Source organism: Bradyrhizobium sp. Cp5.3, assembly GCF_000426265.1.
Taxonomy (GTDB): domain Bacteria; phylum Pseudomonadota; class Alphaproteobacteria; order Rhizobiales; family Xanthobacteraceae; genus Bradyrhizobium; species Bradyrhizobium neotropicale.
The window spans coordinates 55205-69694 of record NZ_AUFA01000022.1 but is presented as its reverse complement, the minus strand read 5'-3'; the positions used below and the strand labels follow the sequence as shown (position 1 = coordinate 69694).

At 58.4% G+C, this 14490-nt stretch carries 13 protein-coding genes and 1 pseudogene; 10 read left to right on the top strand and 4 right to left on the bottom strand.

Going from position 1 to position 14490, the window contains the following annotated elements; all coding sequences use genetic code 11:
* Window positions 1-2 precede the first annotated feature (2 nt).
* Genes K289_RS0126100 through K289_RS0126085 form a run of 4 tightly spaced genes read right to left on the bottom strand, consistent with a single transcriptional unit; the run spans window position 3 to window position 2610 of the window.
* Complete coding sequence (locus K289_RS0126100; protein ID WP_051310814.1) at window positions 3-359, bottom strand: hypothetical protein; 357 nt, start codon at window positions 357-359, stop codon at window positions 3-5.
* Window positions 360-369: 10 nt separating this feature from the next.
* Window positions 370-771 carry a RidA family protein gene (locus K289_RS0126095; protein ID WP_027554233.1) on the bottom strand — a complete coding sequence of 134 codons (402 nt, stop codon included), beginning with the start codon at window positions 769-771 and terminating at the stop codon, window positions 370-372.
* An 8-nt stretch (window positions 772-779) separates the two neighbouring features.
* Window positions 780-1847, bottom strand: a complete 1068-nt coding sequence (locus K289_RS45100) for an Ldh family oxidoreductase (RefSeq protein WP_035685780.1) — start codon at window positions 1845-1847, stop codon at window positions 780-782.
* 31 nt (window positions 1848-1878) lie between these two features.
* Window positions 1879-2610 (bottom strand): GntR family transcriptional regulator, encoded by a 732-nt coding sequence (locus K289_RS0126085; RefSeq protein ID WP_027554232.1) that lies wholly within the window; start codon window positions 2608-2610, stop codon window positions 1879-1881.
* Between the two features lie 146 nt (window positions 2611-2756).
* On the opposite strand from K289_RS0126085, the gene K289_RS0126080 reads away from it, so the two are divergent.
* The 10 genes and pseudogenes from K289_RS0126080 to K289_RS45090 all read left to right on the top strand — a co-directional run bounded on the left by K289_RS0126080 (window position 2757) and on the right by K289_RS45090 (window position 14352).
* The gene (locus K289_RS0126080; protein ID WP_027554231.1) at window positions 2757-3779 is read left to right on the top strand and encodes an ABC transporter substrate-binding protein; all 1023 of its coding nucleotides are present in this window, start codon (window positions 2757-2759) and stop codon (window positions 3777-3779) included.
* On the top strand, window positions 3776-4603 hold the full coding sequence (locus tag K289_RS0126075; RefSeq protein ID WP_063614182.1) for an ABC transporter ATP-binding protein: 828 nt from the start codon (window positions 3776-3778) through the stop codon (window positions 4601-4603). The genes K289_RS0126080 and K289_RS0126075 overlap by 4 nt, the downstream gene beginning before the upstream one ends.
* A gap of 32 nt (window positions 4604-4635) precedes the next feature.
* Window positions 4636-5364: an ABC transporter permease gene (locus K289_RS0126070; RefSeq protein ID WP_245283996.1), complete on the top strand. Its 729-nt coding sequence runs from the start codon at window positions 4636-4638 to the stop codon at window positions 5362-5364.
* 53 nt (window positions 5365-5417) lie between these two features.
* Window positions 5418-6296, top strand: a complete 879-nt coding sequence (locus K289_RS0126065; RefSeq protein WP_027554228.1) for a fumarylacetoacetate hydrolase family protein — start codon at window positions 5418-5420, stop codon at window positions 6294-6296.
* Between the two features lie 76 nt (window positions 6297-6372).
* A complete protein-coding gene (locus tag K289_RS0126060; protein WP_027554227.1) occupies window positions 6373-6936 on the top strand; it encodes a gluconate 2-dehydrogenase subunit 3 family protein in 564 nt (187 codons plus the stop codon).
* 5 nt (window positions 6937-6941) lie between these two features.
* Window positions 6942-8516 (top strand): GMC family oxidoreductase, encoded by a 1575-nt coding sequence (locus K289_RS0126055; RefSeq protein ID WP_027554226.1) that lies wholly within the window; start codon window positions 6942-6944, stop codon window positions 8514-8516.
* A 26-nt stretch (window positions 8517-8542) separates the two neighbouring features.
* Window positions 8543-10117, top strand: coding sequence for a GMC family oxidoreductase (locus K289_RS0126050; RefSeq protein WP_027554225.1), 1575 nt, complete (start codon window positions 8543-8545; stop codon window positions 10115-10117).
* Between the two features lie 396 nt (window positions 10118-10513).
* Window positions 10514-11764 carry a beta-propeller fold lactonase family protein gene (locus K289_RS45095; protein WP_051310809.1) on the top strand — a complete coding sequence of 417 codons (1251 nt, stop codon included), beginning with the start codon at window positions 10514-10516 and terminating at the stop codon, window positions 11762-11764.
* A gap of 920 nt (window positions 11765-12684) precedes the next feature.
* Window positions 12685-12891, top strand: a pseudogene (locus K289_RS53110) (helix-turn-helix domain-containing protein); the annotation flags it as partial.
* Window positions 12892-12942: 51 nt separating this feature from the next.
* Window positions 12943-14352: an IclR family transcriptional regulator C-terminal domain-containing protein gene (locus K289_RS45090; protein ID WP_245283995.1), complete on the top strand. Its 1410-nt coding sequence runs from the start codon at window positions 12943-12945 to the stop codon at window positions 14350-14352.
* Window positions 14353-14490 lie beyond the last annotated feature (138 nt).

Here is a 14490-nt window from a genome sequence, read left to right as displayed (position 1 = left end):
TGTCAAGGTGCGACTGTCCATGTCACCGACTTGAGTTCGATCAGCCTCGACAAGTATGTCGCCTCTGATTTGTTGGTGAGCCGATGCACCGGGCGCATCTCATCAATGAAAGCAAACGAACCGGCCGGCTCCTGCGTCGTTATCTTCTTCCCGAATATTGTCTCGATCTCGTTTTCTCCACCCCCGAGCGAGACAACAAGGTAGGGGTGATAGTGGATGTGAAAATCGATTGTCTGGCCTGGTTCGAGGCGAACCTCCCACATGCGAATATGCTCGTTCTCGAACAGGACCTTGTCGCCAACGTGTCCGAGGCGAATGTTGCGATCTGCAGCGGCCTTGATACCGAATTTGTCGTCCATCTTGTCGCTCTTACTTGGTCGGAAGAACAGCTATTGCATTGATCTCGATCAGGTAGTCAGGTGACGTCATTTTGTTGATTTCCACCATGGTGGATGCGGGCAGGGGAGCCTTGAAGTATTCCGCCCGTACCTTGTGGATGGCGTCGAAATGTTCCATGTTGCGAACATAGACGTCGACACGGCAGATATCATCGAGCGTGCCACCAGCAGCTTCGACCGCTGCTTTCAAGTTCTCGCAGACCTGTTTGGTTTGGGCTGTAATGTCGCCAATCCCGGCAATGCTGCCGTCGGGGCGGCGCGAGGTCATGCCGGAGATAAAAACAAAGCGGCCGGTCGCCTCTATTGCCGTCGCATGCGAGAACACGCCATTCGGCTGACGGAGCTTCGGGCTGGTGACCTGAGTTTTGGCCATGTTGTCCTTCACTGGTTATTGAGAGGGCTTGCCGTAACGCCCAGCTCCGCTGACAAGCGGTGCAGAGTTTGCACCACGGCCGCCTCGAGCCGAACGGTGCCATTCGAATACTGTCGCTTGCGCCATTCAGGTTCTCCCGGCGTGAACAATTGCTCGACACCTGGTGCTCGTCGTCCGGCGCGAACCTGCTCCGCTGCTGCCGCAGCACGTTGTCGGAAGTCTGCGACATCGCAGAAATGGGCAACGTCAATGGCGATGAAGAGGTGAGAGCAATCGTAGGGGACGCTAAGGTCGCCATACAATGGTCGTACCTGCGAGCCGATTGCGCCTCCCGACAGCAGTCCGCAAAGCAGGTCGATCATGAAGGACAGACCAAAGCCCTTGGGGCCACCAGACGGCAACAGCATGCCAGCGATCGCTTCGGTGGGGTTTGTTGTCGGCACACCTTCGTTGGTCACGGCCCATGTGGACGGAATGTCTGCCTTGGCCTTCTCCGCCATCCGAATCTTGCCCATGGCCGCTTCGCTGGTCGCCATGTCCAAGACAATCGGGATCTCCCCTGCGGTCGGCAGCGCTATCGCGATGGGATTATTGCCGACAATCCTTTCTGCACCGCCCGGCGCAGGCATCAGGGGGCGAGTGTTGCACATGGCGATGCCTATGCACCCGGCATTTGCTGCGCTCAGCGCGTATCGTCCTGCGGTGCCGAAGTGAAAGCCGTGCCGAACAGCAACGATGCCTGCGGCGAACTCCCGTGCCTTGTCGACAGCAATCGACATCGCCTGATCGCCCGTAAGATGGCCGAGCGCGTTGGCGGCATCGAGCACCGTGGCGGCCTGACGGCTCGATGATACCTCAGCAAGTTCAACGCGAGTAACGGCCCCCTTCCGGAGCCGTTCAATGTACATTTCGACAAGCATGACACCGTGCGAGTTGAGGCCCTGAATATCTGCCTCAACCAAACCATCTGCGACCGTGTTTGCGGCTTGCTGCGACAGACCCGCAGCAACGAAGAGTTCGGCAATTAGTTTGGCGAGCTTTTCGGCCGGGATGGAAACGGGCGTATTCGATACCATTGTCAACTCACTATTGGAGAGCGCCCGGCGTTCACTTTAGAGAGCGCTTCTCGGGGCGGCGCGCACTCGCCGCCTTCTTTCCATCGACCAAAGATGCGGCGACCTTTTGCAGTGTGCGGCTGATGTGCATGCGATTGAGCTCGATTGCTCTTTCGACGTCGCGGTCCACGGCGGCGCGCATGAGTTGCTTGTGTTCGTCGACGTCGTCGCGCATCGGTCCCTTGGAAAGGATGGAGAGAACGACATATCGCTCCGCCTGCTCGAATAGGCGGGAGCGAATCGAAAGCAAGGTCGGGGACCCACAGCCGGAAACGAGCGCGCTATGAAAGTCCGCATGCTCTTTCCACCAGGCGTCACTGATTGCATCCGGCCTGGACGGATTGATCTTGGTTTGGCGCGAAAGCCGGTGAAACGAGCTCAGGAGATTGGCTTCCCAATCGAGCCCCCCTCGTTCAAGAGACCAGCGGAGCGCAACGCTCTCGATCTCAATCCGCGTGTTCATTACATCGCGCAGATTTTCCAACGAGACGTCTGAGACTCGAAAGCCCTTGTTTTGCTCGAGGTCGACGAGCCCTTCCGCTTCAAGACGCATCAGTGCTTCGCGAATGGGGCTCGTACCCATCCCATACCGCTCCCGGAGAGACTCGACCCGCAGCCGCTCACTAGGCGCCAAACGGCAGCCAAGAATATCGGCGCGCATCTGGGCAAGAACGGAGGCGTTCAACGTTTGAGCGTTGTCGGGGGTCGTGGCCGGCGAGCGCATTCGGGCTCCTGGGCATTTTCAAGATTGAAGGCAATAATCCAATATCAGCTCAATTACCGAAGAGCAATCATTTTATCGAAAATCTGTTGACGTGTCGTTTATCTTGGTGGCAGGATTGTCCGGTCAGCTGTTGGACGGAGGGCGTAATGAGCCTGTGGTCTCGATTTGTCGTGGGCGTCGCTCTGTCCTGCGTGGCGTTGCCGGAAGCGACGCTGGCCCAGCAATCCGCGGCGCCAACGAAGGTAATCTTCTCGCTCGACTTCATTCCGTTGGGGCGCCACGCGCCTTGGTACGCAGCGCTGGCTGAGGGGTATTTCAAAGACGAGGGGCTCGACGTTACGATCATTCCGGCGCAGGGGACTGCGCAGGCAATCCAGGCGGTTGAGTCAGGAACTGCAAATCTGGGATTTGTGGACGTTCCCAGTGTGGTGATCGCGCGGGGCGGCGGCTCCAAGATTAAGGTGCTTGCCGTGAACTACGGGAGAGCGCCTTACGCTATCTTTAGTCTTGCTGCGGGAGCCAACGTAACGGAGCCAAGGCAGCTCGAGGGCCTAGCGCTCGGTAGCGGAGCGGGCAGTTTTACGCCAAAGATAATTCAAGGCTTTATGGCTCAGCAGGGGCTTGATCCCAGCAAGCTCGTCATCAGCAACGTGGCTCCGCCCGCCCGTGCGTCATCGCTCCTATCTGGCCAAGTCCCGGCGATTGAATTCTTCGTCATGTCGAAGCCCGGGTTGGAGGCTGGTGCCAAAGAGGCAAAAGCTGAGCTTCGTACACTGTTGCTGGCCGATCATGGTCTCGACCTCTATTCAAACGCCATCGTGGCCACTGAAGATTTCATCACCAGGCAGCCAGATGTCGCGAAGGGATTCGTTCGCGCCGCATTGCGAGGCTGGAAGTTCGCGATCGAGAATCCGGAAAAGGCGGCCGCGGACGAGATCAAATATGTTGCGAGTCTGAAGCCGGATACCATCGTCGCGGAAATCAATATCGTCCGAGACCTCGCCGTCACCGCTGATACGAAAAAGAATGGGCTCGGCTCATTTGATCCTGCGATTATGGCGAAGAACCTCGACTTCGTTGTGAAGTATGTGGGCGTGAGCGGCAAAGCGCCCGCGCCCCAGGACGTCTACGCGACCGGTTTCCTGCCGAATCCGCCGGTGATGCCATGACGGGTGCAACTCTGCTTCATCTGCACCCCAAGGTGAACGGTCAGCAGCCTGCACCATCCGAGGCTCAATTCGGGCACTTCGATCGCGTTAGGCAGCGCTTTGCTCGTCGGGGGCAGCCAGAGCTCGTTGCCATCGAAGACATCACCTTCGACATGAAGGCTGGCGATCTGATAACTCTGCTCGGTCCGAGCGGCTGCGGAAAAACGACATTCCTTAAGATCGTTGCTGGTTTGATCCCCGCAAGCAGCGGTGTCGTCCAGATCAATGGTGTCGATGTAACCGGCCCGCATCCGGATTTCGGCGTCGTGTTCCAACAGGCGAATTTGATGCCATGGCGCACTATTCTCGACAACGTCCTGTTTCCGATGGAAATCCATGGGCGGCGCGACGAAGCAGCCGTCGCGCGTGCGGCGGAGTTGCTCGGCCTCGTTGGCCTTTCTGGTTTCGAGCAGTCCTATCCGACCCAGTTGTCCGGCGGCATGCAGCAGCGTGTCGCCTTGTGTCGGGCTCTGATCCACAAGCCAAACCTTCTGTTGATGGATGAGCCCTTTGGCGCTCTGGACGAGCTGACGCGGATGGAAATGCAGGATCTGCTGTTGGACATCCGCGCCAAGACTGGTGCAACCGTGATGTTCGTGACTCACAGCATCAGTGAGGCCGTTTATATCTCCGACGTCGTGATCGTCTTCAGCAAGCGACCGGCAGTAATTGCCGACTACATTGCGGTGGAGCTCGCCTATCCGCGCTCGCCTGAAGTGCGGTATTCAGCTGAATTCACTGAACTCGAGCATAGGGCGGGCCGCGCGCTCGGTATTACGCGATGATGACTCGGGGTTTAATAAACGCACTATATCCGATGCTCGGGGTTGTCGTCATTCTGGTCGCCTGGCAGCTTTATGTCTCGACCTTCGGAATAAGTCGTATCGTGCTCCCGGGGCCTATCGACATTGCGGCCGCCTCGTTGAACAACTGGCCCATTCTTCTTAAGGAATGCTGGCCGACGTTGCTTGAAAGCCTGCTGGGTTTTGGCTTGGCCGTAGCCATTGGAATTCCAGTCGCTGTCTGCGTAGCCAGCTCTCGGGTACTGAACCTGATGCTGTACCCCATTCTTGTCGCAACGCAATCAATCCCGAAGGTTGCGGTTGCTCCCATTATCCTTGTTTGGTTCGGGCTTGGTTTGCAGTCGAAACTCGTAATCGCATTCCTAGTGGCATTTTTTCCGATCGTGGTTGATACAGCCGCAGGGATGCGAGCGACTCCGCCGGGACTCTTGGAACTCGCGCGGTCCTTGCGAGCGTCGCCCTTGCAGGTGTTTCTCAAGGTGCAGTTCCCGGCGGCACTACCGTTTATTTTCGCAGGCGCAAAAGTAGCCGTAACACTCGCCGTTGTCGGGGCGATCATTGGCGAGTTTGTGGGCTCCTTGAACGGGCTCGGCAATCTGCTTCTGACAGCGAACTCACAACTCGACAGTGCGCTCGCCTGGGCTGCGCTGGTTTGGCTGAGCGTGCTCGGCATCCTCCTGTTCGCCATGGTCGTCGTCGCCGAGCGCATTCTCATGCCCTGGGCAGAAGCTGGCCGTCATTAGAACGTTGGCGCGGAGCGGCGGCTCCGGCTTTTCTACGTGTCGAGGGTTATGTCATGAAGATCGTTAGTTTCACATTCAACAACAGCGAGCGCCTCGGAGTAGCCGATGGCGACAATGTTATCGATTTGCAAGCCGTGGATCCTGCCGTTCCTAATGACCTCGGGGATTGGCTCCGGCAGCAGAACGGCGATCTAGAACCGCTTCGTGCCCTCGCGAAGCGAGCGCCAGCGTCCGCCCGACGCTCGATCGAGCAGGTGAAATACGGATTGCCCGTGGCGCGACCAGGCAAGATTCTCTGCCTCGGGCTGAACTACATGGATCACGTGAAAGAGGGGCGCCACGCCGACAACGTCCCGAAATGGCCATCGCTATTCTTCCGCGTTCTGTCGTCGTTTGTGCCGCATAACGCGTCGATCATTCGGCCGCTCGCATCGGAGCAATTCGACTACGAGGCAGAAATGGTAGCGGTGGTCGGAACGCGAGCCCGTCATCTTACCATCAGCAACGCACTCGATTGTATCGTCGGATATTCGATCGCGAATGATGGATCGATCCGAGATTTCCAGCGTCACACCACTCAGTGGACGATCGGCAAGAACTTCGATCGCTCAGGCAGCATCGGGCCATGGTTCATCTCGAGTGACGAATTGCCTCGCGGAGGCGCAGGTCTGAAGATCCAGAGCCGCTTGAACGGCAAGGTCATGCAGTCAGACAACACTGAGAATCTGATGTTTCCGCTGGCAGAGACGCTCGTGTATGTCACCAAGGCCATCACGCTTGAGCCCGGAGACATCATTCTGACCGGCACGCCGTCCGGGGTGGGACAGGCGCAAAAGCCGAACCCAGTGTGGATGAAGGCAGGTGACGTCTGCGAGATCGAGGTCGAGGGAATCGGCGTTCTTCGCAATATAATTGAGGATGAACGATCCTAGCACCGTCGTCTAAGAGCTCGCGCAACTTTCGCAATACGGCCCTGCTCTGTAAAGTGTGCCGTTTCAGGGGGAGCGGATGTCTTTGGGAAGCAATCGTCGCGTTGTACTCAAGGGAGCCGCATTAAGCGGGCTCGTTTTCGTTCTCGACGGTGCCGAACTCGTGCTTTCGCCAAGGCAGGCGCGGGCACGGGATGTTCCGCTGAACGTTCTTACTGCCGACGAGCGTAGTGCCTTGGAGGCGTTTGGGGATACTCTACTGCCCGGTGCAAAAGAAGCAGGCATCGCCTATTTCGTCGACCATCAGCTCGGCGTTCCACCTGGCGAGGCATTGCTGCTGGCCCGGCTTGTCAACGTCGCCCCACCGTTCGCCAACTTCTATCGAGCGGGCTTGAAAGCGCTGGACGAAGCTACCTCGAGATCGCATGGCCTGCCGTTCGCGCGCCTTCCGGACGACGTGAAGATTACCTTCGTTGACCAGATGCGCCAGCGCACGCCCGAAGGCTGGACCGGACCACCGTCACCCTTCTTCTACTACGTGGTGCGAAACGACGCGGTAGATGTCGTATATGGGACGGAGGAGGGGTTCGAGAAGCTGGGTATTCCCTACATGCCCCACATTCCTCCGACCGCGAAGTGGTGAACGCCATGCCGGGCGCGGAAATGTCCGACGTGCTTATCGTCGGCGGCGGAGCGGCTGCGATGCTGATGGCTGCCAAACTGGGCACTGCCGGCAAACGGGTGGTCGTCCTGGAACAGGGGCCCGCTTTTGCGTTGAGCGATCTCGTCAGTTCGCAGATCTGGGCGCGTCGCTTGAAATGGGGTGGGGTGCCAATGGCCTTGGAAGGCCGTCATCCCCTTGGCTTCGCCTACAATGCCGGCTGGGGGGTCGGCGGAGCCGCGCTGCATCAGTTCGGCAACTGGCCCAGGCTGCATCCCGAGGATTTCCGGATGAAGTCGCTCTACGGGCGGGGAGTCGACTGGCCCATCGACTATGCGGAACTGCAGCCGTACTACGACCGGATCCAACAGGAAGTCGGCCTTTCAGGTGACGCGAAATCCGAGGTCTGGCGTCCCGAGGGCGCGCCTTACCCGATGCCACCGACGCGGACGTTCAAACATGCCGATCTGATGGCTGATGGCTTTCATAGGATCGGGATCCGTACAGCGCCGATGCCGGTCGCGATCAACACCGTGGAGCGCGATGGTCGCGCTGCTTGCGTCTATGACGGCTGGTGTGAGGCGGGCTGCCCGATAGGTGCTTTGGCTAATCCACTGGTGACGTATCTGCCGGTCGCGGCGAAGGCCGGTGTTGAAATCCGGTCGTCGTGCTACGTGGCGCGCGTGCTGCTGGACGCGCGGCAGGAACGCGCCGTCGGGGTTGAATACTACGACCACGACGGCTTGCGACGCGAGCAGCGGGCAAAGCTAGTCGTCCTCGCCGCCTTCGTCGTCGAGAACCCCCGCATCCTGTTCAACTCAGCCACCGACAAGCATCCAGCGGGCATCGGCAACTCGAACGACCTGCTCGGCCGGTCAATCATGGCCCATGCGGGGGCGAACGTCTGGGCCATGTTCGATGAGGACGTGGAAAACTATCTCGGCCTTTCGGCAGCTCTGCTGATGTCACAGGACGGTTACGGCAAAGGCGGCCGCGATGGGATCTTCGGCAGTTATACCTGGACGATTGGCATCGCGCAGAAGCCGAACGACGTCCTGGGTTTCGCAAACTCACGTGGTGCAATTTTCGGCCAACCGCTACATGATTTTATGCGCAAGGCGGCCCGAGGTGTCGGCAAGGTGCAGGCGGTTTGCGAAGAGGTGCCGAACCCGGAAAACCGAGTGCTGTTGTCCGACAAGAAGGACAAATTCGGTCTGCTCATGGCGCGGGTCATTCATGGGTTCGACGGTAGCGCGATTAGGTTGTTCGAATTCGCTCGCGATGAGGGACTGCGGGCACTCAAGCAGACAAGCGCAGTAGACATCTGGGCCGGGCCCACGCCAAACGTCTCTCATGTCGCCGGCGGCACGCCCATGGGCAATGATCCGACCTCATCGGTGACCGACAGTTACGGCCGTTTGCATGATCTAGCAAACCTCTTTGTTGCGGGTGCGGGACTGTTTCCTACCGAAGGAGCGGTCCATCCAACCTTCACAGTGCATGCATTGGCGTTACGCAGCGTCGAGTACATTCTCGGCCATTGGGGCGGGATCGTCGACTAGCTTCACATCAAACGGGGCAGGCTGACATGGCTACTCTCGACTTGGTTGACGCGGTCATCGTCGGTAGCGGTGCAGCCGGTTCCATTTTCGGAGCGACACTGGCGAAGCATGGCAAGAAGGTGCTCATCCTCGAGCATGGGCCTGATCGTAGTGAAGATCAATGGATCAGTTCACAGATCTGGGGCCGCCGGCTGAAATGGGGTGGTGCGCCGGTTCTCGCAGAAGGCAAGAATCGTTACGGTCATAACTTCAACTCCGGCTGGCAGGTTGGAGGCTCCACCGTCCATCATTTCGCTAACTGGCCGCGGCTGCAGGCGGTCGATTTCCGTATGAAGTCGCTGTTCGATCGAGGGCTGGACTGGCCGCTCTCCTATGACGACCTGCGGCCGTTCTATGACCGCATCCAGACCGAGGTCGGCATCGCGGGCGACGCGGTCGCCGAAATCTGGCGACCGGCAGGTGCGCCTTATCCGCTACCCCCGTTACGCTCGTTCCGTCATGCCGACCTCGTCGCCGAGGGCATGCGCAAACTCGGTATGCGGGTTGCGCCGTTGCCCTCTGCCATCTTGAGCGAGAGTTATAAGGGGCGGTCCGCCTGCATTTACGATGGCTGGTGTCACGCCGGATGCCCCATCGGCGCGGTCGGCAACGCAAATTCGGTGTTTCTGCCTCAGGCGATCACGGCCGGCGCCGAGATCCGATCATCCAGCTATGTCACCCGCGTGCTGCTTGATGCCAGAGGCGAGCGGGCCGTCGGCGTCGAGTATGTCGGGGCGGATCGCACGCGGACGGTTCAACTCGCTCGGGTCGTTGTGCTCGCAGCATTCGTGGTCCAGAACCCGCGGATTCTTCTGAACTCCGCGCATGACCGTCATCCGACAGGGCTGGCCAATTCCAGCGGCTTGCTTGGGCGTTACGCGATGACCCATGCGGGATCTGGCGTCTGGGGGCTCTTTGACGAGTACGTCGAGAATCACATGGGTATCACCGGCGGGCTGCTGATGTCCCAGGACGGATACGCAAAGGATGCGCGGCCTGGCATGTTCGGTAGCACCATGTGGCAGGTCGGCTTCGCGCAGAAGCCGAACGACATCCTCGGTTTCGCCAATGCGCGCAGCGCGCTGTTTGGGGTGGAGCTCCATGCTCACATGAAGGTTGCGGCACGTGGTCTAACGAAGATGTTGGGTCTCAACGAAGCGCTGCCCAATCCGGACAACCGCATCGTGCTATCCGATCAAAAGGATGAGTTCGGAATTCCGTTGGCTCGCATCATCCATTCCTATGATGAAAATGCAATGAGCCTCTGGCGTCACGTCAACGAGGAGGGTCTTCGGATCATGGCCGCAGCCGGAGCAAAATCGGCTTGGTCCAACACCGATCCCGGGGGCATCCATTTTCACGGCGGAACCATCATGGGGAACTCGGCGTCAACGTCGGTGACCAACGGCTATGGCCAGACCCATGACATTCCCAATCTCTGGATCGGTGGTCCCGGCCTGTTCCCGACCGAAGGTGCGGTCAATCCAACCTTTACAGTTAGCGCACTTGCTCTGCGAGGAGCCGAGCAATTGGTAAGTCAGTGGACTTCGCTGATTCCATAGGCGAGATGATCGCAACATCCGCTCAGTATTCAGTTTCGCTCCAGTCTTCCGCGAAATCTCCAATGCCATGTCGGACCTTTCTCAATCCTCCAAAGAGCCTGCGCCGCAGCGAGAACATTCGCCTTCATTCCAGTGGAATCCCGCAGTGTGGGATTTCGCTGGAATGAAAGTAATTCCCGCCTTGCTCTAATAGTGCATTCTCGCGGTTGTGAATATTGGCAATGCTTCTGGCGCGGCCTGCGCCGCTATCCGGATCTTGCCGGGAGCGTCGCGCCTGGCTTGCTGGGAGTCTGCAAGGCACATGAAATGAGATCCGCTTTCCTTGGCCCAAAAAGTCGAGGTGCTTGAGGAAGCGCGACCGTCTGCACGGCCAATAAAGCCAACGGGAGAAGACGTATGACTTATTCACTGCCGCTGACCCGCCGGACCTTTGTGGGGCTCGTTGCCGCCGCCGGACTTTCGACCAGCGCCGTTCGGGCCCAGAATGGCCAACGCGCCGTTTTCTACGTCGCCGTCGGAGCGAACCTCGTCCTCTACGAGGTAGACGAAACCAAATTCACCTTGCAGAAGGTCGATGCGATTCAAGCACCCGCAGCGGTTCAGTATGTCTGGAAACATCCATCGAAACCGCTGCTTTACGTCTCGTTCAGCAACCGCTTTACATCGAAGACGGACGATCGGCACGGCGTTGCCGTCTACGCGATCGATCAACAGACTGGGCGTCTGAAGAGCTTTCGCGAGCCTGTCTTTTTCAACAATCGCCCGGTGAACATCACGCTCGATCCAGCAGGGAAATATTTGCTCGTCGCCTACAACGCACCGTCCACCCTGACGGTCCACGGCGTCGAAGGCGATGGTTCCATTGGAGCGGAGGTTAAGCAGTCCGAAACTATTGACGGTGGCATCTACGCGCACCAGGTTCGGGTCTCGCCCTCAGGAAAAGTAGTTGTGCTTCCGACGCGTGGCAATGATCCGACCGCGAGCAAGCCAGAGGATCCTGGCGCGATCAAAGTCTTCAGATTTTATGAAGGCCAGCTTTCGCACGAAACGTCGGTCACGAAAGGCAATGGCCTTGGATTTGGTCCACGCCACGTCGACTTTCATCCAACCAAGCCGTGGATGTTTGTATCAATGGAGCGAAACAATCAGCTCCTGGTCTATGGCGTGACCGAGGAAGGTATCAGCCCGCAGCCGATCTACGAGAAATACACCGCGGCAAAACCCGAGGCGCGACTGCCCGTGCAGTTCGTTGGTCCCATTCACGTGCATCCCAACGGGCGATTTGTGTATCTCGCGAACCGGTCGGACGGGACAATCGAATTCGCTGGCCGCAAGGTGCATGGCGATGGAGAAAACACGGTCGCTGTGTTCTCGATCGATCCCACGAGTGGCGAGCCGAGGCTCATCCAGACGATCGACACGCAAACCTTTCATTGTCGAACTTTCTCCATCCATCCGAGCGGACGTATGCTGGTAACGGCAGCGGTTGCGCCGCTCGATATTCGCGAGGGAGATGGTATCAAGACCGTGCCCGCAGGCTTGTCGGTCTTCAGCATAGGCGACGACGGCAAGCTGAGTTTCGTCCGAAAATACGACATTGAGGTCGGAAGCGACTGGATGTTCTGGTGCGGGATGGTGGATTTGTAGCGTCGCGCGATCGCTAAACGGCCAAGACGGTGGACGAGTAGAGGCCGCTCTGTTGGGGCCTCTGCTCGGCAGGAGAGAACGTGGCCGCAGACGCTCCGGTAAAACAATTCAAGTTGATGGCCCTTCAAGGCAATTAGGCCGTGTGTCCCGGTTAGTCAGACAAACTTTAGAGAGGACAATGCACCTCCTGTCGTTCCAGGCAGCCCTGATCTCTCCGTGAGATAACACAAATGCGGGTAGGACCAGCGCAGCTTTGGACCGAAGATCTTTGTTGCCGGTGGTATGGGATTCTTTCACCATCGCGAGATATCGAGGGCGGATCCGAAAGGATTCTGCGGGCGAGGTGCCCAAAGTGATCAGCCATCTGCCGTCGCAAACGACGTCTCAAATCCGGAAGCGCAACAGCCACCGTCCATTGCGCGTCAATGCACCTCATTTTGCACATCGGCCATGCCAAAATAATGATTTGCTGCATCGCAGCAAGCTACTAGAAAGAAACGAAGATCCGTTATTTCCATCAGTATTGATCGGGGGAGTTTGGTAATGCTTGTTCAGGCGATTTTCGCGTTGGGCCGAGAGCTACTTAATGTGAGCAAATCCGTGATCTCACAATATGTCGAATTGCATCGGCAGAAACTCGATGCCTTTCCGCACTACCCAATCGGCGATTGAGTATTACGAACCTGATCTTGCGTCATATCCTTGAGCGCGCGTCTCACATCATGAGATTTGCGGTTATGGATCGCTTGCCGCACGCGAGCTCTTCATAGACAGTGATGCTCCAAGCCATGGAAAGCTTTGGACAATCGGTACGAGACGCACGCCACGACCGATCTCCCAAGGCCAAGGGGCAGGGCGCACCTGCACGCTGACGCGTGATAGCTAATGTCCTCAAAAGAATAGACAGAGGACACGCATTGATGCCGCGAGGAGCAAGAGGGTCTGATAGGCTGAAAGAAGTCTCGCGCCCCGAGGGCGCGGCGCTCCTCTCAAAGGCATGTGACGTTCTGGAAGCCGTTAGCGCGGCCGGTGATGGAGTCAATCAATTCGAACTTCAGACGCGCGTCGGATTGCCGCGCGCCACACTATACCGGATACTATCGGGCTTGGTAGCACGTGGGCTGTTGCGCCATGATCCCGTAAGACAGACCTATGCATTAGGCTTTCGACTCGTTGAAATGGCGCAGAACGTCTGGTCCGCGCGCGATCTGGCCACGATCGCCGAGCCCGAACTGCGACGACTGCGCGATGTGACCGGCGAAACTGCGTACCTTGCCGTACTCGAGAGCGGCAAGGCCGTGCAGCTCAGCAAGTGCGAAGGTGCGCATGATTTGCGTTCGTCTGCAACGCCAGGTCAGCGCAAGCAGCTTTATTGTACGAGTCAGGGCAAGGCAATGCTGGCGTTCCTGCCCGACGATGAGCGCGAGGCATTGCTGCGCAAGCTCACGTTAAAGGCGCTTACGCCGAACACGATCACCGATCGCAACCGCTTGAAGACCGATTTGAGCATCGTTCGGGCGAGGGGATTTGCGATCGACCTGGAAGAGATCGTTGAAGGCGTCCATTGTGTTGGGGCGCCAGTAATCTCATCCGAAGGCCGTCTGCTCGGATCGGTCAGCATTGCAGGGCCGTCCTGGCGATTAACGGTGGAGCGCCTTGAACTGCTTGGACCCGAAGTCGCCGCAGCCGGACGACGGATCGGAACACAGATGCGCAGCTCTGCTGGCAGCGCAACCGATGTTGCCATAAGGCCGATCGGTTCGGCTGCCTTCCACGGAAGTAGCCCGAGATGGTCAACCGGCAAAAACCATCTCTGGTGGGTCGACACGCTGGGTCCCGATATTCGTTGCACCTCGGCATCGGCACCTGACTATCTTATTGCGAAGACCGACGAGCCGCTGAAGGCGCTTACGATAGCGGCAAATGGAAGGGCGGTCGCAATAGATTCAGCCGGCGTTGTGTTCTGGATCGACGACGACGGCGTGCGCGCACGCCAACCGATATCGGAGCTCTCACGGCTGCTGACGCTGCGACCGGCGCCCGATGGCCAGCTCTGGGCGAGCAAACTCGACCTGGATGGGTCATCGAGCGTCATCGGTGTCATATCAACGGATGGGTTCATGAAACCCGTCTGGCGGCTCCCCGGCAAGGCAACGGCATTGGCCTGGATGCCGAATGGAGATGGGTTGATCATCTCTGTTCCAGATTCCGGAAAGATCTTCAGGCTCGACCCCAAGCGATCTGTTCCCATGGTGCTCGCTCATCTTCCACCAGGCGGCGGACGGCCAACCGGTCTTGCAGTTGATGCTGCTGGCGGAATTTGGACTGCATTGTACAACGGCTGGAGCTTGGTCCGACTCGATGCCGAGGGGGAGGTAGCGCGTGTGATCCCATTACCCGTTGCGAGACCGACCGATATATGTTTCGGCGGGAGCGATCTGCAGACGCTGTTTGTGACGACCGCCAGGCACGGCATTAGCCTGGACGTTCTCGAATCCGCACCACAATCAGGTCGGCTTCTCGCATTTGAAGCGGGCGTTGCCGGGGTTGCTGAACCCGAAATTGACTGGTCCGCACCAATCTCTTGAGATGAGACGGTAGCGCATGCAGAGTTGATCGTCCCACATAGTGAGACGACAGCGAAGTCATTCAGAATTGTGCAATGGAAGGGCTTCACGGATATCGCTAGGCTGCGTTGCCCGCCTTCGTCCAATGGCATGCCGCTC